Source organism: Shewanella loihica PV-4 (genome assembly GCF_000016065.1).
Lineage (GTDB): Bacteria > Pseudomonadota > Gammaproteobacteria > Enterobacterales > Shewanellaceae > Shewanella > Shewanella loihica.
In genome coordinates this window covers 4,296,310-4,320,517 of sequence record NC_009092.1, presented here as the reverse complement: position 1 = coordinate 4,320,517, position 24,208 = coordinate 4,296,310, and the positions used below count along the sequence as shown (strand labels likewise).

24 protein-coding genes are annotated in these 24,208 nt (G+C 56.4%); 16 read left to right on the top strand and 8 right to left on the bottom strand.

What is annotated here, in order from left to right; translation table 11 throughout:
- Positions 1 to 97: 97 nt before the first annotated feature.
- The gene (gene hslO / locus SHEW_RS18770; protein WP_011867416.1) at positions 98 to 958 is read right to left on the bottom strand and encodes an Hsp33 family molecular chaperone HslO; all 861 of its coding nucleotides are present in this window, start codon (positions 956 to 958) and stop codon (positions 98 to 100) included.
- A gap of 13 nt (positions 959 to 971) precedes the next feature.
- Entirely contained in the window at positions 972 to 1,364 is a 393-nt protein-coding gene (hslR, locus tag SHEW_RS18765; protein ID WP_011867415.1) for a ribosome-associated heat shock protein Hsp15, read from the bottom strand.
- A 262-nt stretch (positions 1,365 to 1,626) separates the two neighbouring features.
- On the opposite strand from hslR, the gene gspC reads away from it, so the two are divergent.
- The 12 genes from gspC (at position 1,627) to SHEW_RS18705 (ending at position 13,265) form a co-directional block, all read left to right on the top strand.
- Positions 1,627 to 2,544: a type II secretion system protein GspC gene (gene gspC / locus SHEW_RS18760; protein ID WP_011867414.1), complete on the top strand. Its 918-nt coding sequence runs from the start codon at positions 1,627 to 1,629 to the stop codon at positions 2,542 to 2,544.
- Between the two features lie 22 nt (positions 2,545 to 2,566).
- A complete protein-coding gene (gene gspD, locus SHEW_RS18755; protein WP_011867413.1) occupies positions 2,567 to 4,690 on the top strand; it encodes a type II secretion system secretin GspD in 2,124 nt (707 codons plus the stop codon).
- On the top strand, positions 4,683 to 6,254 hold the full coding sequence (gene gspE / locus SHEW_RS18750) for a type II secretion system ATPase GspE (protein ID WP_011867412.1): 1,572 nt from the start codon (positions 4,683 to 4,685) through the stop codon (positions 6,252 to 6,254). Before gspD ends, gspE begins: the two co-directional genes overlap by 8 nt.
- A 2-nt stretch (positions 6,255 to 6,256) precedes the next feature.
- Positions 6,257 to 7,477: a type II secretion system inner membrane protein GspF gene (gene gspF / locus SHEW_RS18745; protein ID WP_011867411.1), complete on the top strand. Its 1,221-nt coding sequence runs from the start codon at positions 6,257 to 6,259 to the stop codon at positions 7,475 to 7,477.
- A gap of 71 nt (positions 7,478 to 7,548) precedes the next feature.
- Entirely contained in the window at positions 7,549 to 7,983 is a 435-nt protein-coding gene (gene gspG, locus SHEW_RS18740; RefSeq protein WP_011867410.1) for a type II secretion system major pseudopilin GspG, read from the top strand.
- Between the two features lie 20 nt (positions 7,984 to 8,003).
- Positions 8,004 to 8,582 (top strand): type II secretion system minor pseudopilin GspH, encoded by a 579-nt coding sequence (gene gspH / locus SHEW_RS18735; RefSeq protein WP_011867409.1) that lies wholly within the window; start codon positions 8,004 to 8,006, stop codon positions 8,580 to 8,582.
- Positions 8,575 to 8,979: a type II secretion system minor pseudopilin GspI gene (gspI, locus tag SHEW_RS18730; RefSeq protein WP_011867408.1), complete on the top strand. Its 405-nt coding sequence runs from the start codon at positions 8,575 to 8,577 to the stop codon at positions 8,977 to 8,979. Before gspH ends, gspI begins: the two co-directional genes overlap by 8 nt.
- Positions 8,960 to 9,739 carry a type II secretion system minor pseudopilin GspJ gene (gene gspJ / locus SHEW_RS18725; protein WP_011867407.1) on the top strand — a complete coding sequence of 260 codons (780 nt, stop codon included), beginning with the start codon at positions 8,960 to 8,962 and terminating at the stop codon, positions 9,737 to 9,739. The genes gspI and gspJ overlap by 20 nt, the downstream gene beginning before the upstream one ends.
- Positions 9,732 to 10,730 (top strand): type II secretion system minor pseudopilin GspK, encoded by a 999-nt coding sequence (gspK, locus tag SHEW_RS18720; protein ID WP_011867406.1) that lies wholly within the window; start codon positions 9,732 to 9,734, stop codon positions 10,728 to 10,730. The genes gspJ and gspK overlap by 8 nt, the downstream gene beginning before the upstream one ends.
- An 84-nt stretch (positions 10,731 to 10,814) precedes the next feature.
- Positions 10,815 to 12,005, top strand: coding sequence for a type II secretion system protein GspL (gene gspL, locus SHEW_RS18715; protein ID WP_011867405.1), 1,191 nt, complete (start codon positions 10,815 to 10,817; stop codon positions 12,003 to 12,005).
- Position 12,006: 1 nt separating this feature from the next.
- Entirely contained in the window at positions 12,007 to 12,483 is a 477-nt protein-coding gene (locus SHEW_RS18710; protein ID WP_011867404.1) for a type II secretion system protein M, read from the top strand.
- A gap of 20 nt (positions 12,484 to 12,503) precedes the next feature.
- Positions 12,504 to 13,265 (top strand): type II secretion system protein N, encoded by a 762-nt coding sequence (locus SHEW_RS18705; RefSeq protein WP_011867403.1) that lies wholly within the window; start codon positions 12,504 to 12,506, stop codon positions 13,263 to 13,265.
- A 78-nt stretch (positions 13,266 to 13,343) separates the two neighbouring features.
- Here the strand turns inward: SHEW_RS18705 and SHEW_RS18700 are convergent, their stop codons facing one another.
- Together SHEW_RS18700 and rsmD are read right to left on the bottom strand one after the other, a co-directional pair.
- Positions 13,344 to 13,634: a DUF1145 domain-containing protein gene (locus SHEW_RS18700; RefSeq protein ID WP_011867402.1), complete on the bottom strand. Its 291-nt coding sequence runs from the start codon at positions 13,632 to 13,634 to the stop codon at positions 13,344 to 13,346.
- The gene (gene rsmD / locus SHEW_RS18695; protein WP_011867401.1) at positions 13,634 to 14,221 is read right to left on the bottom strand and encodes a 16S rRNA (guanine(966)-N(2))-methyltransferase RsmD; all 588 of its coding nucleotides are present in this window, start codon (positions 14,219 to 14,221) and stop codon (positions 13,634 to 13,636) included. Before rsmD ends, SHEW_RS18700 begins: the two co-directional genes overlap by 1 nt.
- Before the next feature lie 248 nt (positions 14,222 to 14,469).
- On the opposite strand from rsmD, the gene ftsY reads away from it, so the two are divergent.
- The 4 genes from ftsY to rpoH all read left to right on the top strand — a co-directional run bounded on the left by ftsY (position 14,470) and on the right by rpoH (position 19,072).
- Positions 14,470 to 16,155, top strand: a complete 1,686-nt coding sequence (gene ftsY, locus SHEW_RS18690; RefSeq protein ID WP_011867400.1) for a signal recognition particle-docking protein FtsY — start codon at positions 14,470 to 14,472, stop codon at positions 16,153 to 16,155.
- A gap of 83 nt (positions 16,156 to 16,238) precedes the next feature.
- Positions 16,239 to 16,940, top strand: a complete 702-nt coding sequence (ftsE, locus tag SHEW_RS18685; protein WP_011867399.1) for a cell division ATP-binding protein FtsE — start codon at positions 16,239 to 16,241, stop codon at positions 16,938 to 16,940.
- A 14-nt stretch (positions 16,941 to 16,954) separates the two neighbouring features.
- On the top strand, positions 16,955 to 17,920 hold the full coding sequence (gene ftsX, locus SHEW_RS18680; RefSeq protein WP_011867398.1) for a permease-like cell division protein FtsX: 966 nt from the start codon (positions 16,955 to 16,957) through the stop codon (positions 17,918 to 17,920).
- Positions 17,921 to 18,214: 294 nt separating this feature from the next.
- Complete coding sequence (gene rpoH, locus SHEW_RS18675; protein ID WP_011867397.1) at positions 18,215 to 19,072, top strand: RNA polymerase sigma factor RpoH; 858 nt, start codon at positions 18,215 to 18,217, stop codon at positions 19,070 to 19,072.
- Between the two features lie 39 nt (positions 19,073 to 19,111).
- Here rpoH and menE read toward each other — a convergent pair whose 3' ends face one another.
- The 4 genes from menE to menD are packed head-to-tail and all read right to left on the bottom strand — an operon-like array spanning position 19,112 to position 24,178.
- Positions 19,112 to 20,626, bottom strand: coding sequence for an o-succinylbenzoate--CoA ligase (menE, locus tag SHEW_RS18670; RefSeq protein ID WP_011867396.1), 1,515 nt, complete (start codon positions 20,624 to 20,626; stop codon positions 19,112 to 19,114).
- Entirely contained in the window at positions 20,623 to 21,681 is a 1,059-nt protein-coding gene (gene menC, locus SHEW_RS18665) for an o-succinylbenzoate synthase (RefSeq protein WP_011867395.1), read from the bottom strand. Before menC ends, menE begins: the two co-directional genes overlap by 4 nt.
- Positions 21,678 to 22,475 carry a 2-succinyl-6-hydroxy-2,4-cyclohexadiene-1-carboxylate synthase gene (gene menH / locus SHEW_RS18660; protein WP_011867394.1) on the bottom strand — a complete coding sequence of 266 codons (798 nt, stop codon included), beginning with the start codon at positions 22,473 to 22,475 and terminating at the stop codon, positions 21,678 to 21,680. The genes menC and menH overlap by 4 nt, the downstream gene beginning before the upstream one ends.
- Positions 22,475 to 24,178, bottom strand: coding sequence for a 2-succinyl-5-enolpyruvyl-6-hydroxy-3-cyclohexene-1-carboxylic-acid synthase (gene menD, locus SHEW_RS18655; protein ID WP_011867393.1), 1,704 nt, complete (start codon positions 24,176 to 24,178; stop codon positions 22,475 to 22,477). The genes menH and menD overlap by 1 nt, the downstream gene beginning before the upstream one ends.
- Positions 24,179 to 24,208: the final 30 nt, after the last annotated feature.

Here is a 24,208-nt window from a genome sequence, read left to right as displayed (position 1 = left end):
TAAGCGGAATTGAATGTGTGAGGAAGATCGCGAAAATCGTGAAAAAAAGAGGATGCGCACAGGCATCCTCTATTAATCATGAATTTAAGCCAATGATTTACTGCTGGGTATCGGCCTTGGGGGCGTTTTTGAATAGCGCCTCGATATCGATAGAATCGAAGCTGTAGCTGCTGTTGCAGTATTCGCAGCCCATCTCGATCTTGCCCTGTTCGGCCAGGATGGCGTCCAGCTCTTCTTTGGCTACCGTCTTGAGTGCCTGACCGCTACGCTCGCGTGAGCAGGTACAGGAGAAGGTGACCTCGATAGGATCGAACAAACGAACCTCTTCCTGGTGATACAGACGGTGCAATACTTCTGTTGCCTCGAGCTCGAACAGCTCTTCGGCTTTGATAGTGCTGGTCAGCTGCTCGAGATGTTCGAACTCTTCGTTGTGCTCGTCCTCGCCCGGTAGAACCTGTAGCAACATGCCGGCGGCCTGCTTGCCGTTGGCAAACAGGCGGATGGCGGTAGGCAGCTGCTCAGATTGCAGGAAGTATTGTTCCAGGCATTCGGCCAGAGTTTCCTTCTCCAGCGCCACTACGCCTTGATAACGCTCGCCGTTGTTCGGGGTCAGGGTGATCACCATGTGTCCCTGTCCCATCAGCTGTTGCAGGCTGGCGTCTTTGGCGACTTCGCCTTCCCAGCGTGCGACGCCGCGCAGCTGCTGCAGGTTGTTGCCATTGATCACCGCCAATGATACCGGACCATTGCCCTGAACCTGTACGCTGATGTCGCCATCAAATTTCAGTGTAGCGGTGAGTAAAGAGGTGGCCGCCATCAGCTCGCCCAGCAGACGGGCAATGGCCTCAGGGTAGGTGTGGGCCGACAAGATCTCCTGATAGCTCTTCTCTAGCTGTACGATTTGTCCGCGCACATCGGCGTTGTCGAATAGGTAACGGTTTAAGATATCTTTACTCATTTGTGTCTCACAGTTAGCTTTCTTTAAAGCGTATTAGTTGGCGACGCTGTTTCTTGTCTGGCTTGGTATCCGGCGCGGGATTGTTGAGCACATTCAAGCGTCTTGCCTCGGCATAGGTTTCGCGTTTGGCTATGCTTTCTGGCGTCTCTTCATATAAGGTTTGGGCGACCACCGCCTTCTGGCGTTGCTCGGATAATTTTTTTATGACGATCTCTTTTTCGTCATATCCTTGTCGTAATCTAATCACGGCGTCGACTTCGGCCAGCTTGCTCGACTTAGTGCGCTGGCCATTGTAGTGCACCTTACCGCCGTTGATCATCTCTTTGGCGATTGCACGCGTCTTGTAGAAGCGGGCGGCCCACAGCCACTTGTCGAGCCGAACGCCAAGCTCTTTCTCTGAGGTCATGGTGATCAGGTCTCCTTAGGTGTATAAAGATGTGCAAGCTCACAGGCTGAAAAAATAGTCCATACTTGTCGTTAGCCAACAGATGAGATAGCGACAGACCTCACACCCTTTTTAGGCGCGTAAAGTTAGCATAAATCGGCTCTATAGGCCAATAAAGAGACTGTTATGGGCTTGTTGCGATTAGCTGTGTAGGTTAGCATGAGCCACAGCTAGGAAATTATCATAATCAGATTAGAGGCCTGCAAAGAGGGTCCACAATAATATGGATTTATTAGACAAAGTAATATCTAAGGCCTCTGCCGTGCCGCAGAAGCCTCTGAGTTCGGCCGTATTCTGGCTCGGTTTGATTACCGCTATCTATCTTTTGGCGCAGATCACATGGAAGTTGGTGCCCGTCGCAGAAACCCCACAAAAATGGCAGGCGACCCCTGTCTCCAGCAGCCAGTCATCGTCTCAGGTGAATGTCTCTACGCTGCAGGAATTAGCCCTCTTCGGTAAGACGGATCCTAATTCGGATAAGCCTAAGCCCGTGGTGGAAGAGAAGATCACCGATGCCCCTAAGACCTCGCTGTCGATTCAGTTGACCGGCGTGGTGGCCTCTACTGCAGAGCAGCATGGGCTGGCTGTGATCGAATCCAGCGGCAGCCAGAACACCTATAGCCTGGGCGACAAGATCAAGGGCACCTCAGCCTCGCTTAAAGAGGTGTATGCCGATCGCATCATCATCTCCAACAGTGGTCGCTACGAGACACTGATGCTCGACGGCCTCAAGTATGAGACCCAGGGCGCCGCCAATAGCCAGTTGCAAGAGGCGCGTTCCTCTCGCGATGTACGCACCATAGACAAACGTAGCAACAGCGCCGTCTCTAAAGAGCTGGAAGAGTCGCGCGACGCCCTGCTGGAAGACCCCAGCAAGATCACAGATTACCTTGCCATCTCACCGGTCAATGTCGGCGGCGAGCTGCAGGGATATCGCCTGAATCCGGGCAAGGACAGACAATTATTTGAACAGGCTGGCTTTAAGGCCAACGATTTAGCAAAATCAATGAACGGCTATGATCTGACTGATATGAGCCAAGCATTGGAAGTGATGGCGCAGTTGCCAGAATTGACCGAAATTTCTCTGATGGTTGAAAGAGAGGGTCAGCTGGTTGAGATCATGTTTAGTTTGCCGCAATAAAAAGGGTTAGGGGAAGTCATTAATGAACAACAAGAAAATACGCCGCAATCTTATCGCGAGCGTCGTGATGGGCGCCTCGCTGTTAGCGCCACAAGTGGCGTGGTCGGAACAATACGCGGCTAATTTCAAGGGCACTGACATTCAGGAATTTATCAACATAGTTGGTAAGAACCTGAACCGGACTATCATCGTCGACCCTACTGTACGCGGCAAGATCAACGTACGCAGTTACGATCTGCTTAACGACGAGCAGTACTATCAATTCTTCCTTAACGTGTTGCAGGTCTATGGCTACGCCGTAGTCGAGATGGACAACAACATCATCAAGGTGATCAAGGACAAAGACGCCAAGACCTCGGCGATCCGCGTTGCCGACGACAGCACCCCTGGCCTTGGCGATGAGATGGTGACCCGCATTGTCGCGCTCTATAACACAGAGGCCAAACAGCTTGCTCCCTTGCTGCGTCAGCTAAATGACAACGCCGGTGGCGGTAACGTGGTCAACTATGACCCGTCAAACGTCTTGATGATCTCTGGTCGTGCGGCCGTGGTGAACAAGCTGGTGGAAATTGTCCGCCGCGTCGATAAGCAGGGTGATACCGAGGTACAGGTTGTGCCGCTGGAATACGCCTCTGCCGGCGAGATGGTGCGCATTATCGACACCCTGTATCGCGCCAGCGCCAACCAGTCACAGCTACCGGGTCAGGCGCCTAAGGTGGTTGCCGACGAGCGTACCAACGCCGTAATCGTCAGCGGTGATGAGAAGAGTCGTCAGCGCGTGGTGGCCCTGATTAAGAAGTTAGATGCCGAGCAGGCGACCACAGGTAATACCAAGGTGCGTTACCTGCGTTATGCCAAGGCCGAAGACTTAGTGGAAGTGCTGACCGGCTTTGCCGAGAAGCTGGCCAAAGATCAGGAGGGCGGTCAGGCCCAGGGTGGTCGCAGCAAGCGCCGCAACGAAATTAATATCATGGCCCACCCAGACACCAACGCACTGGTGATCAGCGCCGAGCCAGATCAGATGCGCACCCTTGAGAGCGTCATCAACCAGTTAGATATACGCCGCGCGCAAGTATTGGTGGAAGCCATTATCGTCGAGGTCGCCGAGGGTGACGATGTCGGCTTTGGCGTGCAGTGGGCCACAGAGGCCGGTGGCGGTACTCAGTTTAATAATCTAGGCCCCACTATCGGCGAGATCGGTGCCGGTATCTGGGCGGCGCAAGATGAGAAGGCAAGTAATAGCTGTACCGGCTCTGGTGATAACCTGACCTGTACCGATAATCCGGACAAGAAGGGTGACATCACCCTGCTGGCCCAGGCGCTGGGCAAGGTCAACGGTATGGCATGGGGCGTGGCTATGGGTGACTTCGGCGCCCTGATCCAAGCGGTATCGAGTGATACCAAGTCGAACGTGCTGGCAACCCCTTCTATCACTACCCTGGATAACCAGGAAGCCTCCTTCATCGTGGGTGATGAGGTGCCGGTACTGACAGGCAGCCAGAACTCTAGCAATGGTAACAGCAACCCCTTCCAGACGGTTGAGCGTAAGGAGGTGGGCGTGAAGTTAAAGGTGGTGCCACAGATTAACGAAGGCACTACGGTTAAGCTCACCATCGAGCAGGAAGTCTCAGGCATCAACGGGAAGACAGGGGTCGATGTGACCTTCGCGACCCGTCGCCTGACCACTACCGTGATGGCCGATTCAGGCCAGATAGTGGTGCTGGGTGGTCTGATCAACGAAGAGGTGCAGGAGAGCGTGCAGAAGGTGCCTTTCCTCGGTGACATCCCTATTTTAGGTCACCTGTTTAAGTCCTCTTCTAGCGGTAAGAAGAAGAAAAACCTCATGGTCTTCATCAAGCCGACCATCATACGCGATGGCGTGACCATGGAAGGCATTGCCGGTCGTAAGTACAACTACTTCCGTGCCCTGCAGCTCGAGCAGCAGGAACGTGGCGTGAACCTGATGCCAAATACCAGCGTGCCTATCCTGGAAGAGTGGAATCAGGCAGAGTACCTGCCGCCTGAAGTTAACGAAGTGCTGCAGCGTTATAAGGATCGCAAGGGGTTAGACACCAAGATGCGTGAAACCGATCCTGCGCTGAAACAGATCAACGAAAACAAGCAGCAAGATAAGCAAGATGAGTGATATCCAAGCCACGCAAAACGAGGAACTGGCCCAGGTAACGAGTGAACTCGGGCTAGCCTCGGAGGCCGAATCCGACGAGGTCTTTCACTCAAGCAGCCGGGATCGTCTGCCCTTCGCCTTCGCCCACAGATTCGAGTTGGTGCTGGAGAAGGACGACGAAGCCGGATTAACCCTGTACCACACAGTCAACACGCCTATCGACGCTATGTTGGAGGTGCGCCGTTACACAGGAAAAGAGCTGGCACTGGCGCAGCTGGAGCCCTCTGTGTTCGAGGCCAAGCTGACTCAGGTCTATCAGGCCAACTCTTCCGAGGCACAGCAGCTGATGGAAGATATCGGCAACGAGATGGATCTGTTTACTCTGGCCGAGGAGCTGCCACAGACAGAGGATCTGCTTGAGGGTGACGACGATGCACCTATCATCAAGCTGATCAACGCGCTCCTGTCCGAGGCGATCAAAGAGGAAGCCTCGGATATCCATATCGAGACCTACGAGAAGCAGCTGGTGGTGCGTTTCCGCGTCGACGGCGTGCTCAAAGAGGTGCTCAAGCCCAATCGTAAGCTCTCCTCGCTATTGGTTTCGCGTATCAAGGTAATGGCGCGTCTGGATATCGCCGAGAAGCGGGTGCCGCAAGATGGCCGCATCTCGCTGCGTATCGCAGGTCGAGCGGTGGACGTGCGTGTCTCGACCATGCCTTCCAGCCACGGCGAGCGCGTGGTGCTGCGTCTGCTGGATAAGAATGCCGGCAACCTGGATCTTAAACAGCTGGGGATGACAGATGAGATACGTCATCAGTTCGACGAACTGATCCGTAAGCCCCATGGCATCATCCTGGTTACAGGTCCTACGGGCTCGGGTAAGAGTACCACACTGTATGCGGGTCTGACCGAGATCAACGCCATCGACACTAACATTCTGACGGTCGAAGACCCGATAGAATATGAACTGCCCGGCATAGGCCAGACCCAGGTCAATACCAAGGTCGACATGACCTTCGCCCGTGGCCTGAGGGCCATACTGCGTCAAGACCCGGATGTGGTGATGATAGGTGAGATCCGTGATCTGGAAACCGCGCAGATCGCGGTGCAGGCCTCGCTCACGGGTCACTTGGTTATCTCTACCCTGCATACCAATACCGCCTCGGGCGCTATCACGCGTCTGCAGGACATGGGCGTCGAGCCCTTCCTGGTATCCTCGAGTCTGCTCGGGGTGCTGGCGCAGCGCCTGATCCGTACCCTGTGCCCTAGCTGTAAGACAGAGCACACGCCGGACCTGCGTGAGCGCGAGCTGCTCGGGATCAGCGAAGACGATCCACGCACCATCTACCGGGCGACAGGTTGTTCGGCCTGTGGCCACAACGGCTACCGTGGCCGTACCGGTATCCACGAGCTGCTGCTGGTAGACGACTATGTACGCGAGCTTATCCACACAGGACGCGGCGAGCTGGCCATTGAGAAGCATATTCGTAAGACGGTACCTAGCATTCGCCATGACGGCATGATCAAAGTCCTCGCCGGGGTGACTACGCTGGAAGAAGTGCTGCGCGTCACTCGCGAGGAGTAGCCATGCCAGCATTTGAGTACAAGGCGTTAAACGCCCAGGGCAAACAGCAGAAAGGGGTTGTCGAGGCCGACACGGCTCGTCATGCCAGGGGGCAACTGCGCGAGCTGCGTCTGATGCCGCTGGAGATCACCCCAGTGGTCGAGAAGGAAGCCAAGGCAAAGAGCGGTGGTTTCAGCTTCAAGCGCGGCATCTCGGTCGCCGAGCTGGCACTGATCACCCGGCAGATCGCCACCCTGGTGGCCGCCGGCCTGCCGGTGGAAGAGGCCCTCAAGGCCGTGGGGCAACAGTGTGAAAAGGATCGTCTCGCCAGCATGGTGATGGCGGTGCGCTCTCGCGTTGTCGAGGGTTACAGCCTGGCCGATTCCATGGCCGAATTTCCCCATATCTTCGACGATCTCTACCGGGCCATGGTTGCCTCGGGTGAGAAATCGGGCCATCTCGAGGTGGTGCTCAACCGCCTCGCCGACTATACCGAGCGTCGTCAGCAGTTAAAGACCAAGATGACCCAGGCGATGATCTATCCCATCGTTTTGACCCTGGTCGCCATCAGTGTGATCGCCATCCTGCTGGCCGCCGTGGTGCCTCAGGTGGTGGGTCAGTTCGAGCATATGGGCCAGGAACTGCCCTGGACGACACAGTTTTTGATCGCCTCATCGGATTTTGTTCGCGACTATGGCCTGATCGTCATAGGCGTCATCATCGCCTTAGTGGTGGGTGCCAAGCAGCTGCTGCGCAGCGCGGCCAACCGGATGAAGTACGATAGCGCAATATTAAAGATGCCGGTTGTCGGCCGGGTAAGTAAGGGCTTGAATACGGCGCGTTTTGCACGCACCCTGAGTATCCTTACTGCCAGTTCGGTTCCTCTGCTCGATGCCATGCGTATCGCCAGCGAGGTCTTGATGAATGTCCGGGTACGGGCGGCGGTCGAGGAGGCCACGGCCAGGGTACGTGAAGGGACTAGCCTAGGCGCGGCGCTTGCCAATACTAAACTTTTTCCCCCAATGATGCTCTATATGATCACCTCGGGTGAAAAGAGTGGTCAGCTGGAGCAGATGCTTGAGCGCGCCGCCGACAACCAAGACAGAGAATTTGAGTCTAACGTCAACATCGCCCTTGGGGTGTTCGAGCCCATGCTGGTGGTCAGCATGGCGGCCGTGGTGCTGTTTATCGTCCTGGCGATTCTGCAGCCGATCTTAGAACTCAACAACATGATTAGTGGTTAACGCCCAAGCGTTTATCACCAACTGCCGTCCTAGCCGCAGATGTTAGGGCATTTTTTATAGAGGAAGTATTAATGCAAGCAAGAAACAAGCAAAAAGGTTTTACCCTACTGGAAGTTATGGTGGTTATCGTTATCTTAGGGATCCTTGCTTCTATGGTTGTGCCTAACCTTATGGGCAACAAAGATAAAGCCGACATCCAAAAGGCGGTATCTGACATTGTTGCACTGGAAAATGCCTTGGACATGTATCGCTTGGACAACAGCGTCTATCCGACAACAGAGCAGGGCCTCGAAGCCCTGGTACAGAAGCCGACTATCTCACCCGAGCCCCGTAACTACCGCGCCGACGGCTATGTGAAGCGTCTGCCACAGGATCCATGGCGTAACGATTACCTGCTATTGAGCCCAGGCGAGCAGGGTAAGATCGACATCTTCAGTGCCGGTCCTGACGGTCAACCGGGTACCGAAGACGATATCGGTAACTGGAATCTACAAGATTTCCAATAAGCCTTAAGACGAGTCTGTTTATGCGTGGCGTCCGCCAATTCGGTTTCACCCTGCTAGAGGTCCTGCTGGTCGTCTTGCTGATGGGATTGGCTGCCGCCGCGGTGACTTATACAACGAGCGGCGCCGACCAACACAAGGCGCTGGAGCGCACGGCGCGTCAGTTTATGGCGGCCACCGAGCTGGTGTTGGATGAGACCATACTCAGCGGCCATTTCATCGGCATAGTCATCGACAAGCAGCGCTACGAGTTTGTCGTCTACGATGAGGGCAAATGGAAGCCGCTGCAGCAAGATCGTCTGCTGGCGGCCAAAGAGATGGATCCAGGTGTCGAGATGCATCTGGTGCTCGACGGTCTGCCCCTGACTCAGGAAGATGAAGAGGATGAATCCTGGTTCGATGAGCCGCTTATCGAGCGTAGCGAAGATGAAAAGAAAAAGTTTCCCGAACCTCAGGTGCTGCTGTTTCCCAGCGGCGAGATGAGCGTCTTCGAGCTGACCTTCGTCGGTAAAGATGAGCGTGGCCAGGAGATTGAGGCCCTGGTGGTTGGCGATGCCTTAGGCCGCCTGACCCTGGGCAGAAAGGATGGATTCGATGAGTAAGCGCAGGCTAGGCCTGAATCTCAAGGGCAGACACCGCAGCGCCGGCATGACCCTGCTCGAGGTGATCGTGGCCCTCATGGTGTTTGCCATCGCCGCCGTCTCCATCACCAAGAGCCTGGGTGAGCAGATGGCCAACATGCCGATCCTCGAGGAGCGCACCCTGGCCCAGTGGGTGGCCAGCAACCAGATGGTGGATGCCCGCCTGGAGAAGAAATTCCCGGATCTCGGCCGTAAAGACGGCAGCGTCGAACTGGCGGGAAAAGAGTGGTATTGGCGCAAAGAGGTGGTGAAAACCACAGATGATAATTTTCGAATGATACGCATCAGTGTCAGCGACGATGAGCGCTATAAGCGCATCATCGCCCAGGTGAGCAGTTATGTGCTTAAGCAAGACTAAGCGGGCACAGGGCTTTACCCTGCTGGAGATGCTGATCGCCATCGCCATCTTTGCCATGCTGGGGTTGGCGGCGAATGCCGTGCTCAGCACAGTAATGAAAAACGATGAGGTCACCGCCGAGTTTGCCCAGCGACTCAAGTCGTTGCAACAGGGCTTCGGTGCCCTGGAGCGGGATTTTGGCCAGATGGTGGCCCGTACTCCGCGTCTGTTAGAAGGCGGGCGTGGCTCGACCGTGATTCAGACCGGCAAAGATCTGTTCGATTCAGAGTCTGAGGCCATCGTCTTCTACCGTATCGGCTGGTTGAATCCTGACGGGCTCTTGCCCAGAGGCAGCCTGCAGTCGGTGGCCTATGTGGTACAGGAAAACAACCTGGAGCGTTGGTATTTTCCCTATCCCGAGCCGGAGTTTGGCGCCGAGCCGATTAAGACTGTGGTGATTAAAAATGTCCTCTCTGTGGAGTATTCCTTCTATGTCGAGGACAAATGGCAGCGTAAGTTTGATGCCACTAGCCTGCCCAAGGCGATCGCCATGGAAATTGAGGTGGAAGGCCTGGGTAAGGTACAGCGCAAGTTCCTGTTACCTTTGGGCGCTATGCTGAGTGAAAATGGCTCGGGCAACAATAACGGTAATAACAACGGCAACAATAACGGCAATAACAACGGCAGCAATAACGGTAATAACGGTGGCAACAACTCCGGCGGCAACAGCGACGGAGGTAAAGATGGCGGTTCCGGTGGCAAGGAAGATGACGATGAATAGCTTGCCAGGAAAGCAGCGTGGGGTCGCGCTGATCGTCGTCTTGTTGATCGTGGCCATGATCGCCATCATAGCCACCAACATCAACAGCCGTAACCAGATCTCTGTGCGCCGTACCATTAACCTGGCGCAGTACGATCAGGCCTATTGGTATGCGATCTCGGCCGAAGAGCTGGCCAAGAAGGTGTTGAAACAAGATTTGGACGATGCCGATGAGGGCAAGGTGCATCGTCAGCAATATTGGGCCCAGGCCGATGTGGTGTTTCCCGCCGAGCAGGGTGAGATAGGCGGTCGTATCAGCGATCTGCAGGCCTGTTTTAACCTAAACGCTCTGGCGATCGAGACCACAGAGGTGGAAAACGGCCAGCCCAAGCTGCCGCTGCCGGCGGTACAATTTAAGGGGCTGTTGGTGGCGCTGGGGATGGATGACTTCTCCGCCGAGCGTCTGACCCATACGCTGAAAGATTATATCGATGAGGATACGGTCGCCAGCCCGTTCGGCGCCGAAGATGCTGACTATGAGTCGCGCACCGTGCCTTACCGGGCGGCTAACACCCTGATGAGCCATCGCAGCGAGCTGCGGGCGGTGATCGGCTTCAGCCAGGAGGTCTACCTCAAGTTGGCGCCTTATATCTGCGTCATACCCGGCTATGACCGCCAGGTGCTGAACGTCAACACCATAGAGGTGGAGCAGGCGGCGCTGCTGGCGGGCATGTTTGATAATAAGATCAGCGTGGGCGAGGCCGAAAGCATCATCAATCAGCGCCCGGGTGACGGCTATGACAGCCTGGATGACTTCTGGTCTAATGGTTCTATCTCAGGGCTGCGCCAGGACAAAAATCTGGAATCGAGCTTTAGCCTCAAGAGTCAGTATTTTCTGCTGGAGGCGGGCGCTAAGGTTGATAGCGCCACCTTTAGGATGCAAAGTGTATTACGTGTGGGCGGTAACAACCAGCTGGACGTCTTGACCCGTCAATATGGCGGCCAAAAATAATCACTTAGGTGAGCAGCGCTCGTCTAGGCTAATAAAAGGACAAGCTCATCGAGAGCAACTTAATGAGACTTGTGGAGAAAGACATTGAGTGAAAGATTATTTATCCGATTAGGAAGAAGCGCGGAGCAGAGCTGCTCTTGGCTGGTATGGTCGGAGCAAGAGCAGGAGATCATCGCCTCGGGAGAGCTGAGCGACGCCCAGGGGCTGTCGACCCTGACCGAGCGCGCCGGCAACCGTCCGGTGGATATTCTGGTGCCCGCCTCAGCCATTACCCTTACCTCGGTGCAGCTACCGGAGAAGGGCCAGCGTCAGGCGCTCAAGGCCCTGCCTTTCATGCTTGAAGAGACCCTGGCCGAGAATGTCGATGAACTGCATTTTGTCCCCGGCCCGCGTAATGGCGAGTCGCTGAGTGTTGCCGTGGTGGCCCACGAGCAGATGCAGACCTGGCTCTCTTGGTTGAGCGAAGCTGGTATCAAGGCGCGTCAACTGGTGCCCGACTGTCTGGCGCTACCGCTACAGGAATGCCAGTGGGCGGCGATGAAATTTGGCCCAGATTACCTGCTACGTACCAGCACGGGTAGCGGCGTCAGCCTGGATGCCAGTTGGTTCCAGGCCGCTCTGCCAAGACTCGCCGAGGCCCAGGAAGAGACGCCCATCACCCTGGCGAGCTACAGCGATCTGGATATTCAAGGGGTCGAGGTTAAGCCTCAACCGCTGGATCTGCCCATGTTGGTGTTGGCCAAGGGGATTCTCAACGCGCCACTAAACCTGCTCAGCGGTATCTATACCCCTAAGCGCGAATACAGCAAGCATCTGCTTTTATGGCGTAATGCCGCCATCGTCATCCTGGTGGCCCTGGTGTTGGCTCTGGTCAACAAGGGACTCAATATTCATCAGCTGAACGTCGAGCGTGAAGGTCTGCAGCAGCAGACGGGCGAGATCTTCAAGCAGGTGATGGGTAGCTCGCGCATGGTGAACGTGCGCTCGCAGATGGAGAGTCAGCTGCGCACCCTGCAAGGCGCGGGCGGCGGCATGGCCTTCTTCACCATGCTAGACGATCTTGCCGTTGGTTTCGATAAGGTGCCTGAGCTCAAGCCGACCAGCCTGCGTTTTGACGGTGGTCGTAACGAGCTGCGCATGCAGATCACCGCCAAGAGCTATGCCCAGATCGAACAGTTTAAGGAGCTGATCTCGCCTCACTTCCAGGTGGATTCTGGCGCCATGAACAGCGGCGAAGATGAAGTGACCAGTACCTTAACCCTGAGGAGCAAGTAAGATGGACAACATTAAGACGTGGTGGAATGGCTTAGTGTTGCGCGAGCAGCAGCTCGTGGCGGCTTGCGCCATAGTGTTGGTGCTGGGCATCTTCTACTGGGGGATCTGGACGCCGATCAGCCAGGCCGAAGAGGATGCCCAGCGCAACCTGACGGCTCAGGAGAGCACACTTAACTATGTGAAGCAGACGGCCAACAAGATAGCCGGCCTCAAGCAGTCTGGTGGTAAGAAGGGCTTCTCCGGCAGCCTCAGCGCCGTGGTGACCCAGAGCGCTAAAAGCTATGGTCTGGAGATCACCCGCATGCAGCCCCAGGGCAATAAGATCCAGGTGTGGATGGACGAGGTGCCCTTCGATTCGCTCTTGGATTACCTGAGCGATCTGGTACAACAGAAGGGGCTCTCCCTGGAGAATATCGATCTGGCCGATGGTGAGACCGAAGGCTTCGTCAAGGTGCGTCGCATCCAGTTCTCGCAGTAACAAAGTAGTAAGGGTTTTTTGTGAGTCTAGTGAAAAAAATTGTTATCGGCGTTTTCGTCTATCTGGTGTTTCTGATCGCCCTGTTTCCGGCGAGTCTGGCGGTTAAGTTAGCGCCCCTGCCTAAACAGGTGAGCGCCTCTGGGATCTCTGGCAGCATCTGGTCCGGTGAGATTGATAGCTTAATGCTGCAGAAGCGTCGCCTGGAGCAGGTTAGCTGGCAGCTGAGCCCCTGGGGCCTGCTGACCGGCAGGGCTAACATAGACTTCGTGGTGGGCAGCCGCGCCACCGCCGTAAATGGTAAGGGTTTCGTAAGCCTGTCTATGTCTGGTATCGATGCCAGCGGCGTGCGTTTCGATGCGCCGAGCGAGTTCCTGGTGGGTAACGCGCGTCTGCCGTTTCGTACCCAGGTAGGGGGCAACTTCAGCCTGATGCTGCAAGACTTGGAGCAGGGCGTACCTTGGTGTCAGCAGCTCACGGGTAAACTCTTTGCCCAGCAGTTGCAGGTGAATAACCAGTTCGGTAAGTATCCTCTGGGTGATGTCGCCGTGGCGCTGAGCTGTGTCGATGGCAACATCAAGGTGCAGACGGATGACAGCATGAATGCCTTAGGCCTCAGTGGTCATGCGCTGCTCAAGGCCGACAAGCTGGTGCAGGTAACCGCCAAGATCAAAGAGACAGAGGCGCAGCCCGACGATCTTAAGCAGGCGCTAAGCTTCCTCGGTAAGCGCGACAGCCAGGGCTACTACCCGATCAACTATCAGGGACGGGTTCCCGGCCTCTAGTGGTTAAGATTAAGATATAAAAAAGCCCCTATATGGGGCTTTTTTAATGACTGCTTTTTTTTAGCAAAAGACCAGCGTTTAGGCCTGATTGTCGGTGACGCCTTGCTGCATCACGCGCTGGCGATATTCCAGCAGGCTGAAGACGCCAAAGAGCATGACACTCAGGTAATCGCCGTAACCTATGGTCATCAGCGGCTTAAACAGGGTGCGGAAGATCAGCGTCTGCAGGCTATGCATCACCAGGGTGATCCCCAGCAGTAGCGTCAGCAGCATGCCTATGTTGCCTTCTGCCGGGACAAACAGGTTGTAGAGCATCACGGCCCAGGCAAACAGGGTGATCCCCTTGCCGATGAGAATGACCATTTTCATTATTTAGCCTCCACACGTTCGACTCGATAAAGACGATAGGTCACCTGACCGGCCTGTTTCTCCTTGAGAGGGAGCCAGTGGCCAGGCAAGTTTAGCGGCGGATGCTCACGCTCGGTCTCCACATAGACGAGCGCATCCTCATTGAGCCATGCCTGGTCATTCAGGCCGTCGATACAGGCCTGGGCCAACCCCTTACGAAACGGTGGATCGATGAAGACCACATCGAAGCCCTCGGTGGGTGGCGTCTTGAGCTGCACTAAGGTATCGCCCTGTACCACCTCGGCGCAGTCGCATTTGAGGGTGGCAAGATTCTGCTTGAGCTGTTTGGCCGCGCCGGTCTGTAGCTCGAATACCTTGGCGTACTTGGCGTAGCGAGAGAGCGCCTCGAAGCAGAGGGCGCCGCTGCCGCCGAAGCAGTCGAGCACGCGGGCACCGGGAAGATCCCCCGCGATCCAGTTAAACAGGGTTTCCCTGACTCTGTCTGTGGTGGGCCTTAGCCCCTCGAGATCTTGGATCGGAAGTTTTCTGGAACGCCATTGTCCGGCGATGATCCTCACCTGTCCGCTTGCGGGTCGATTTCTTGCCATTTTCTACCTGTATTTTGTGGATTCATTTAGCGGAATTTGGCCTGACCAGATTAAGTGTTAGACTGTTGCGCTAAATTGAGGTCGCTATTTTAACGTAAAGCATAATAAAAAGGTGTAAAGCCCGGGGCATTAGCGAAAAAAATGCCGTGTTTTTCTGCGTCAATAACCTAGCTATCTGGTTATAATAACGGGCGCAAAACGACTTTATAGCGAATTTTGAATCAGTTAGTTGAGTACTGGTATTACACATGGCAAAAAAAGGTTTTTTTTCTTGGTTCCGCAAAGATAAATCTAAGCAGGAAGCGGCGGCACCAGAAGTAGAAGTTTCGACCCAGGCAGATGCCGAACAGGCTAGCGTCGAAGAAGATAATGCACGTCTGGCTGCCGAGCAGGCAGAGCAGGAATGCCTAGCCGAGGAGCAGGCCCGTATTGAAGCGGAAAATGCCCGTCTCGAAGCAGAGAGTGAGCGCCTGGCTGCGGAACAAGCTGAGCAGCAGCGTATAGCCGCCGAGCAGGCTGAGCAGCAACGCCTTGCCGAGGAGCAGGCTCGCATCGAAGTTGAGAATGCCCGTCAAGCTGCCGAGCAGGCCCGTCTCGAAGCAGAGAGTGAGCGCCTAGCTGCCGAACAAGCTGAGCAGGAGCGTCTAGCTGCGGAGCAGGCTGAGCAGCAACGCATCGCCGAGGAGCAGGCCCGCGTCGAAACGGAGAATGCTCGTCAAGCCGCCGAACAGGCCCGTCTTGAAGCAGAGAGTGAGCGCCTAGCTGCCGAGCAGGCTGAGCAGCAACGTCTAGCCGATGAACAGGCCCGCGTCGAGGCAGAGAATGCCCGCCTGGCAGCGGAAAAGGCTGAGCAAGAACGCCTTGCAGCCGAACAAGCTGAGCAGCAACGCATAGCTGAAGAGCAGGCTCGCGTCGAAGAGGAGAATGCCCGTCTGGCAGCAGAACAGGCAGGGCAAGAGGAGCAGGTTGAACAACAGCCCGAGCCGCAGCAGAAGCCGACCAAAGAGGGTTTCTTTGCTCGCCTGAAACGCGGACTGAAGCGCACCAGCGAGAATATCGGTAGTGGCTTCATCGGCCTGTTCAAGGGCAAGAAGATCGATGATGAGCTGTTCGAAGAGTTGGAAGAGCAGCTGTTGATCGCCGATGTGGGGGTAGAAACCACCAGTCGCCTTATCGCCAGCCTGACAGAGCAGGCAAGCCGTAAGCAGCTTAAAGATGGCGAGGCCCTCTATGAGCTGATGCGTGAAGAGATGCAGAAGACCTTGGAGCCAGTGAGCATTCCTCTGGTGCCGGAAAACAGCGAAGGACCTTTCGTTATCCTTATGGTCGGCGTCAACGGCGTGGGTAAGACCACCACTATCGGTAAGCTGGCCAAGCAGTATCAACAGCAGGGCAAGTCGGTGATGTTGGCGGCGGGTGACACCTTCCGCGCCGCGGCCGTCGAGCAACTGCAGGTCTGGGGTCAGCGCAACGATATTCCAGTGATCGCCCAGCACACAGGCGCAGACAGTGCCTCGGTACTGTTCGATGCGCTGCAGGCGGCGCGTGCCCGTAAGATAGACATCTTGATCGCCGATACGGCGGGACGCCTACAGAACAAGGCCCATCTGATGGATGAGCTGAAGAAAGTAGTGCGTGTGATGAAGAAACAAGATGAGAGCGCCCCGCACGAGGTGATGTTGACCCTGGATGCGAGTACGGGTCAGAATGCCATTAGCCAGGCGCAGCTGTTCAAAGAAGCCGTTGGCGTCACGGGTATCACCATGAGCAAGCTCGATGGCACGGCCAAGGGCGGTGTGATCTTCGCCATTGCAGATAAATTTGGCATACCAATTAGACACATAGGTGTCGGTGAGCAGATTGACGATCTAAGGCCTTTCGATGCGAAAGACTTTATCGATGCCCTGTTCAGCCATGAGGATGAGGCCAAGTAGCAAACGGCCAGGCGTAAAGCCAGGGCCGGCCGAATTCGGCTGGTCCATCAAAACACTATTGCAGCATCTAAGATTGGGTACTTATGATTCGATTTGAGCAGGTTAGCAAGGTTTATCCCGGTGGTCAGAAGGCCCTCACCGATGTGAGTTTTCATCTGAAACGCGGTGAGATGGCGTTTTTAACCGGCCACTCCGGGGCGGGCAAGAGTACCCTGCTTAAGTTGATCACAGTGATCGAACGGGCCAATGCCGGTCGTGTCGCCATCAATGGCCACGACATCGCCAACATCAGACCCAAGGATGTCCCCTTCCTGCGCCGGGATATCGGCATGATCTTCCAAAACCATCACCTGTTGATGGACCGCAGCGTCTTTGACAATATAGCCTTGCCTCTGGTGATCGAGGGCTTCGCCCTGCATGAGATCAAGAAGCGGGTGCTGGCAGCCCTGGATATGGTGGGTCTGTATGGCAAGGAGCGTCACTATCCCATCATGTTATCCGGCGGTGAGCAGCAGCGGGTGGGGATCGCCCGCGCCATCGTCAACAAGCCGCCACTACTGTTGGCCGATGAGCCTACGGGTAACCTGGATCCTAAGTTGTCCATGGATATCCTGCGTCTGTTTGAAACCTTTAACGATGCCGGTACGACCGTGCTGATCGCCACCCACGATCTGGGCCTGATAGCCAGAATGCGTTATCGCACCCTGACTCTGAAGCAGGGGCGTATCCTGGGCGGTGACGAGCTGGCGAGCACTCACACAACTGCCAGCGCCTTTGGCGAATAATTGAGGAGAGTCAGATGAGTCAGCAACCTCAATTGGTGCGCAGTAAGCTGCCTATCAGCGGTCGTATCGTGATGTTTTTTATCCGTCACATTCAACATGCCATGGGCAGCATGGGGGAGTTATGGCGCAATCCCGTCTCCTCGCTGATGACCATGGCCGTGCTGGGGGTAAGCCTTAGCCTGCCAGCGGCCCTGCAGGTGTTGGTGAAGAACGCCGAGACCATTACTCAGTCTTGGAACAGCGCCGCCGAGATCTCCCTGTTTATAGACGAGGGACGCAGCGAGCGCAGCATACAGAGCCTCATCAGCCGTATCAGCGCCTATCCTGAGGTGAGCGCCGTCAGTTATATCGACCGCGACAAGGCCCTGGAGGAGTTTCAGCGCCTGTCGGGTTTCGGTGAGGCCTTGGCCTATCTGGATGAGAACCCGCTACCTGCGGTGATCACGGTAACCCCGGGCATCAAGCATGCCAGCCCTAATGGCGCCCGCGAGCTGCTAAAGAAGCTGGAGCTAGAGCCTGAGGTGAGTTTTGGTCGCCTGGATATCGAGTGGCTGGAGCGTCTGCAGGCCGTGGTGAGGCTGCTGGAGCGCACCGTGATGGCCATCGCCGCCCTGCTGGTGTTGGCCGTGGTGCTGGTGATAGGTAACACCATACGTCTGGCGATCATGAATCGCCGCACCGAGATTGAGGTGATGAAGCTGGTGGGCGCCACAGAGGCCTTCATTCAGCGTCCCTTCCTCTATACCGGGATCTGGTTTGGGGTGATCGGCGGCGTACTGGCCTGGGTGATCATCAATCTGCTGGTCTGGTATCTGGACGGTGCCCTGGCGAGCCTGCTTGGCCTCTATGGCAGTACGCTGGAGATGCAGTCGCTGACCCTGGTTGAGCTGGGCGAGCTGATACTCTTGGCCTCCTTCCTCGGCTGGTTAGGTTCCTACCTGTCGGTGCGTCAACACCTAAGGGCGATCGAGCCTTCCTAGGGGCTGTGCCACACGGGGTCAGCCTGGCATCTATCGCCGCAGAAATAGGCTGGCTTGGACGTTGGACTCCCGGGAATTTATGAACTAATTTTCACTTGCAATGTCTATAGAATCGGGTGAAATTAAACCCTGTTCAGCTTCGAGTGTTGACATAGACTGTCAGATAGTTAATAGTTCATCAGCTTGTCCCTGGGCGTAATCCCCTTTCTTTATACTCCCACGGAATGCCGCTTTCAGGCGGTGCTGAGCACACAAAGCGTTAAATTTAAGCTAGATAAGAAGTTAGGAGCGTTAATGACAAATCAAACGCAATCAATGGCACTAATGGTACCTCAAAGCAGCAGTAGCTTAGAGGCTTATATCCATTCTGCGCACAACATTCCTATGTTGGAGGCGAATGAGGAGTATGAGCTGGCGAAACGTCTGCAGGAGACCGGTGACATTCAGGCTGCGAAGCAGTTGATTATGTCTCATCTTCGTTTCGTTATTCATGTCGCCAAAGGTTACGCGGGTTATGGTCTGCCACAGGCGGATCTGATCCAGGAAGGTAACATTGGTCTGATGAAGGCGGTAAAGCGCTTTGATCCCGATGTGGGTGTACGTCTTGTCTCGTTTGCCGTGCATTGGATTAAAGCCGAGATCCACGAATACGTGCTGAAAAACTGGCGTATCGTTAAGGTCGCGACCACCAAGGCGCAGCGTAAACTGTTCTTCAATCTGCGTAAGGCTAAGAAACGTCTTGGCTGGTTCAGTGATGAAGAGGTGACCATGGTTGCCGAAAACCTGGGCGTCTCGAAGAGCGACGTGACCGAGATGGAATCACGCATGGCGGCGCAGGATCCAGCCTTCGATCTGGCCAGCGACAACGATGACGATCAGGACTATGCCCCTGTGCATTACCTCGAGGATCATTCGTCTGATATCGCCTCTCAGGTCGAAAATGACAACTTCGAAGCCGATAACCAAACCCGTCTTCTGGCGGCCATCAAGACCCTTGATGAGCGTAGTCAGCATATTCTACAGGCGCGTTGGTTAGACGAAGAGAAGACCACGCTGCAAGAGCTGGCGGCCACCTATCAAGTTTCTGCCGAGCGTATCAGGCAGCTTGAGAAGAACGCCATGAACAAGCTCAAGGGCCGCATGGAAATGTAACGCCCTAAGGTGAATAACAAAGAATGAAAAAACCTGCTATCAAGCAGGTTTTTTTGTAACTAATCCATGGCGCTCGGCCACCGCTTGTATCACGAGCTTGCGGGGCAACTTGAGCCCCGTCTGCTCGACCTCGGGCCAGGGGAAATAGCGCCTTGGGCGTTTAAAGCGGGCGATATGCTGGCAGAGGAACTCTTCGAGTTTTGCAGGCGATGCGACTTTCCCCTTGATGATGGCCGCCGGCAGCAGGCCAAACTCCTCGTCGGCTACGCCAAACACCAATGCCTCTTCGATGCCGGGATAGCTTCTCAGCACTGCCTCTATCTCCTCGGGCTGCACGTTTTCGCCGCCACAGATAAACATGTTGTCTGTGCGCCCCAGGATGAGCAGCTCACCACCGGGCGTGAATCGGCCGCGATCTTGGGTGCAGAACCAGCCATCGTTATCCAGCGGTCTGCTGATCTCATGGGGCGGCTTATCTCTCAGATAACCGAGAAACAGTGTCTCGCCGCGCACAAAGATCACCTCATCGACAATTTTCAGCTCGCGTCCGGGCAAGGCAAACCCGCAACTGCCCTGGGCATTGGCCCTAGCCGTGGTGATCTGCGAGCTCATCTCTGTCATGCCGTAACTGGTAAAGGCGGGGATGCCCAGCGGCGTCAGGCGTTCGATCAGCTGCTCATCTATGGCGCCGCCACCCAGCAGCAGCGCCTTGAGCCCTTTGAGGGTTTCGGGTGCGTCGTTAAGCAATCTCACCAGCTGAGTGGCCACCAGGGAGAGGTGAGTCAGGGGCATTGCCTTTAGCTGCTTTGCCAACGACAGATCGGGCGCTGGCAGGGTCAGGGCCGCGCCAGCCAAGGCGCAACGATTGACTATGGCCAGGCCGCCGATATGAAACAGTGGCAGGGAGAGCAGCCAGTTGTCCCCGCGAACAAGGGGGATCTTCTGGGTCGAGCCCAGGGCGCTGGCGATATGATTATTGAGGCAGTGCACGGCGGCTTTGGGCATGCCGCTGCTGCCCGAGGTGAGTATGATGTTGCAGGGCCGCGCCGTGTCTATCCTGATTGCTTCTACTTTGGTTGCTTCTGCCTTGGTTGCTTTTAACTTGTTATCGCGAGTCTCGGCGTTTAAGCTGAGCGTCAGGCCTGGCTCCGGTAACAAGGCTTGATAGGCCTGGCCAGCCCAGAAATGGTTAAAGCCGTAGCGCTCGGCTATCGCGGCTATCTGCGCCTTGGGAAACCTTGGGTTTAACGGGCAGAAGATGGCGCCGAGATCGATGCAGGCCCAGTAGAGGATCACCAGTGCCAGAGAGTTTTGGTCGACGCAGGCCAGCTTGTCGCCTGATGTTACGCCCAGATCATGCAGCTGGCGCGCGCACTGTCGTACCCTTTGGGCGAGATGAGCATAGTCGATGGCGTGATAACCACCATCATGCCAGTGGTGCAGGGCAACTTGCCCGGGCACCTTGGCCGCCATCAGGTGCAGCGGTGAGGTGTCTATGCTTTCCTGACCAATGTCCTGGCTAATTTCCTGGCTAATTTCCTTGCCGTGCTTCAAACCGCCTCCCGGGAGACCTGTTTCAGGCAGATCAGGTTTTCTAGCGTCAGGCAGCGATTCTTACCCGTAGATACCAGCAGATCGGCGCTAAAGGCGCTTAGAGTATCCAGTCCTGGCACCTCATCCGGGGTCAGGGCCTCGCTGAGATCCCTTAGTGCATTGATGCCCAGGCTGGCCTCCAGGCTGGCGCTGAGGATCACCCGCACGCCCGCCTCTTGGGCCTCCTGAGTCAGGGCCTGAAGATCCGCCAGCGAGCCTAAGATCATCGGCTTGACGATGAGGGCGCTAAGCCCCGGCGTCATGGTAAATCGGTAGCCTGGGCTACCCAGGGTCTCATCCAAGGCAAATCCCACGCCTAAGGCCTGATACAGGGCCGTGTTGTCGCCCGGGTTTTCACAAGGCTCCTCGATATACTCGATCGCCTCCAACGGCAGACAGGCGAGGAAATCGATCGCCGCTTCCAGGCTGAAGCTGCGGTTGGCGTCCAGCCTCAGCTTGAGGTCTGGGCGACGGGCCAGAATGCGATGGATCATGGCGACCTCTTGCTCCATGGAGGTCTGTCCCACCTTGACCTTCACCGCATGAGTCGAGTTTTCCAGGGCATCGATGCGGGCACCCAGCGCCTGGGGCGATTCATCCTGGGCCTGATAGATAAGGGGGATGGTTCGCGCGCCTCGTCTGGCGGCGGGTAATCGGCCCGAGAGTCTGGAGTGAAGCAGCGACAGGCCAAATGCCAGGGAGGGAAGTTGTGTCTCCTGGGCGAGTCTTGCCAGCTCGTCGACCGGTTGGTTTATCAGCTCATCCAGCTGGGGCATGAGCTGGTCGATCACTTGGCTCAGCGACTCCTGGCTAAAGCCTTTGAGGGGCTGTTCGTCCACATCCTGGCCGCTCAGGGGGGCAATTTCTACCTCGGCTGTGACAGATTCGTCCTGCTCGGTTACCGCGCTGGCTCTGAGGACCAGCCCCTGACGGTTGTCGATACGCTGCTTGCCGACAGGCAGCAGCTTGTCCAAGGGGATCTGATAGCGATAGAGGCTGATTTGGCTGAGTATCATGCTTGTATCCTGAGATTAGCGATGAGGGCATCGCAGAAGGCCTCTGGCTGCGCCAGATGCACGTTGTGTCCAGCTTTTGGCACCTTGGTGAGGGATATTCCCTGTCTCGCCTGCCAGGCGCTCGCAAGGGCGAGAAACTTATCGTCCTGCAGGCCGACATAGTAGTGCCAGGGGATCGTCAGCTCACCGGGTAACTGCGCCAGATCCGCCTGCTGACCCAGAGAGGTGGGCAGGTAGATGCTGGCCAGCGCCTCGGGACTATTATGGGCCCGCTTCTGGATGAGTCTCTGTCGCTGCGCGTCGCTTAGGGAGGCAAACACCCCCTGCCTGTACCAGAGGGCGAGAAAATCTGTGATGGGCAGCGACAGTAACTTCTGCTGCCAGCGCCTGTCCTGCTCCAGCCTCTGGGCTCTTTCTGCGTCATCGCTAAGCCCAGGGTGACAAGATTCCAGATGTAGACTGAGCAGACGCTCGGGGGACCGTTTTGCAAGATGCTGGGCCAAATGCAGGGCGATGCGGCCACCCAGGGAATACCCCAGCAGATGAAAGCGGTTTATCTTTAGCTCGTCCAGGGTCGAGAGAATATGGGTCACGACCCGCTGAAAGCCGCTCGAGTCTGGATCGCCTTCTAGCGCCGGGCTGGCGCCATGACCTGGAAGGTCCAGGGCGATACAGCAAAAATGGCGACTGAGCCGAGGGAGGATGGCCTGCCAGTCATCTTTATCCCCCAGCAGCCCATGCAATAAGACTAAGACGGGCCTTTGGCTGTCGCCATCGCAACGGTAGGCCAGCATCAGCTTTGCTTGATCCAGGCGGCGAGGCGGGCGATCTGTTCGCTGGCTTGATCTTGCGCCACACAGACCTCGATGACAGAGGCGCCCGGGTAGGCGAGGGCATCGTCGTAGGCCTCGTTGAAACTCACTATATCCTCGACGCGATTATAGGGCAGGCCGAACATGGCCGCGCCATAGCCAAACTCCAGGCCGTGGGCCAGACGATAGTAGCCGCTACGTAGCTTCTCATCGGGCACGGGCAGTAGATTGAAGATGTTGCCGCCGTCGTTGTTGAGTATGACTATCACCAGAGTGCCCTGTTGCTTCGCCGCCAGCGCCAGGGAGTTGAGATCGTGCAGCTGTGACAGGTCGCCGATGACAAGCGTGGTCGAGCTGGCCTTGTGGGCCGCTATCCCGCAGGCGGTGGCCAGCAGGCCATCGATACCCGAGGCGCCGCGGTTGGTAAAGACGCGAGGCGCGATGGGTGTGATGGGGGCGTACATGTCGTAGAGGCGTACCGGCAGGCTGTTACCGATAAACAGCTGTTGCTCACCACGGCCCGCGATGGTGCGCACCACCTGAGCCTCGCCAAACTCGGCGTCGTCAATCTGTTGCTGGAACAGGGTGGCCAGTTGCTCGTTGGCCTCTATCAGTTGCAGCGCCCAGTTAGCCTCGGAAGATCTCGGCCAGGGCAGTTGAGCAAAGGCGGCAAGTGGGCTTATCCACACCTGCTTGGCGCTATGGCTAGGATCGAGCCGGGTCTGCTGGGGCAGCACCTGCCAGTAACGTTTCCACTTTTGCTCGCTAAGATAGCTAATCAGGCGTTTAGACAGCAGACGTCCGCCGAACACCAGCACAGTGTCGGCTTCCTGCAGCAGCGCCTTGGCCTTGGGCTGCAGCAGGAGTTGATCTATGTTGCCGATTGCCGCGCCATGTTGTCTCAGCTGAGACTGGGCGTCGGTCAGCAGCGGCCAGCCGAGCTTCTGTGCCAGTTCGATAAGCTGCTCGGGTTGCTGCTCGGGCGCCAGGGTGCCGGCGATGATCACGCCCTTGCCATGAACGAAGCGGGCCAGGGCATCGGATGTCGGCGCGCTGACCAGCTGGGCGTCGGCAAACTGGTTATAGGGCAGGGCGCTATGTTGCCAGTTGCCCAGCGGGCTGAGGTAGTGGGTGAAATCGGCGCTCATGGAACCCGGATAGAGGGGCTCTCGGTACATGCAGTTGACGTGTATCGGCCCCTTGGCGTTGGCAACCGACTCATCCAGCAGGGTGAGCAGCGCCTGGGGCGGTATCGCCATATCCGGTGTCGGCAGATTGACCTGTTTGGCATAGTCGGCAAAGATGGCCGGCTGCACTATCGCCTGATTGGCGCCGCAGCCCAGTAGCTCTGGCGGGCGATCGCCGGAGAGGACGATTAGCGGTACCTGGGTCAGCCAGGCCTCGACTATGGCCGGATAGAGGTTGGCAACGGCTGTGCCCGAGGTGGTGATGATGGCGACGGGGGCGCGGCTGGCCTTGGCCAGTCCCAGGGCGAGAAAGCCCAGGCCACGCTCATCGAAATGAAGATGCTGTTTGAGCTTGGTCTGTTTGGCAGCCGCCAGGGTGAGTGGGGTCGAGCGAGAGCCGGGCGCCATGCAGACATGTTGCACTTCAAGGCGTGCCAGCTCCTCGAGGATTAGCGAGCCCCAAAGAAGGTTTAATTCGGCGGTTTTTTCAATCTGCATAATGGTTTAACCAATGAAAGAGTTAAACGA

Coding starts and splice junctions, on each gene's coding strand:
- hslO (WP_011867416.1), bottom strand. CDS start 958: ATGAGTAAAGATATCTTAAACCGTTACCTATTCGACAACGCCGATGTG.
- hslR (WP_011867415.1), bottom strand. CDS start 1,364: ATGACCTCAGAGAAAGAGCTTGGCGTTCGGCTCGACAAGTGGCTGTGG.
- gspC (WP_011867414.1), top strand. CDS start 1,627: ATGGATTTATTAGACAAAGTAATATCTAAGGCCTCTGCCGTGCCGCAG.
- gspD (WP_011867413.1), top strand. CDS start 2,567: ATGAACAACAAGAAAATACGCCGCAATCTTATCGCGAGCGTCGTGATG.
- gspE (WP_011867412.1), top strand. CDS start 4,683: ATGAGTGATATCCAAGCCACGCAAAACGAGGAACTGGCCCAGGTAACG.
- gspF (WP_011867411.1), top strand. CDS start 6,257: ATGCCAGCATTTGAGTACAAGGCGTTAAACGCCCAGGGCAAACAGCAG.
- gspG (WP_011867410.1), top strand. CDS start 7,549: ATGCAAGCAAGAAACAAGCAAAAAGGTTTTACCCTACTGGAAGTTATG.
- gspH (WP_011867409.1), top strand. CDS start 8,004: ATGCGTGGCGTCCGCCAATTCGGTTTCACCCTGCTAGAGGTCCTGCTG.
- gspI (WP_011867408.1), top strand. CDS start 8,575: ATGAGTAAGCGCAGGCTAGGCCTGAATCTCAAGGGCAGACACCGCAGC.
- gspJ (WP_011867407.1), top strand. CDS start 8,960: ATGTGCTTAAGCAAGACTAAGCGGGCACAGGGCTTTACCCTGCTGGAG.
- gspK (WP_011867406.1), top strand. CDS start 9,732: ATGAATAGCTTGCCAGGAAAGCAGCGTGGGGTCGCGCTGATCGTCGTC.
- SHEW_RS18710 (WP_011867404.1), top strand. CDS start 12,007: ATGGACAACATTAAGACGTGGTGGAATGGCTTAGTGTTGCGCGAGCAG.
- SHEW_RS18700 (WP_011867402.1), bottom strand. CDS start 13,634: ATGAAAATGGTCATTCTCATCGGCAAGGGGATCACCCTGTTTGCCTGG.
- rsmD (WP_011867401.1), bottom strand. CDS start 14,221: ATGGCAAGAAATCGACCCGCAAGCGGACAGGTGAGGATCATCGCCGGA.
- ftsY (WP_011867400.1), top strand. CDS start 14,470: ATGGCAAAAAAAGGTTTTTTTTCTTGGTTCCGCAAAGATAAATCTAAG.
- ftsE (WP_011867399.1), top strand. CDS start 16,239: ATGATTCGATTTGAGCAGGTTAGCAAGGTTTATCCCGGTGGTCAGAAG.
- ftsX (WP_011867398.1), top strand. CDS start 16,955: ATGAGTCAGCAACCTCAATTGGTGCGCAGTAAGCTGCCTATCAGCGGT.
- rpoH (WP_011867397.1), top strand. CDS start 18,215: ATGACAAATCAAACGCAATCAATGGCACTAATGGTACCTCAAAGCAGC.
- menC (WP_011867395.1), bottom strand. CDS start 21,681: ATGATACTCAGCCAAATCAGCCTCTATCGCTATCAGATCCCCTTGGAC.
- menH (WP_011867394.1), bottom strand. CDS start 22,475: ATGCTGGCCTACCGTTGCGATGGCGACAGCCAAAGGCCCGTCTTAGTC.
- menD (WP_011867393.1), bottom strand. CDS start 24,178: ATGCAGATTGAAAAAACCGCCGAATTAAACCTTCTTTGGGGCTCGCTA.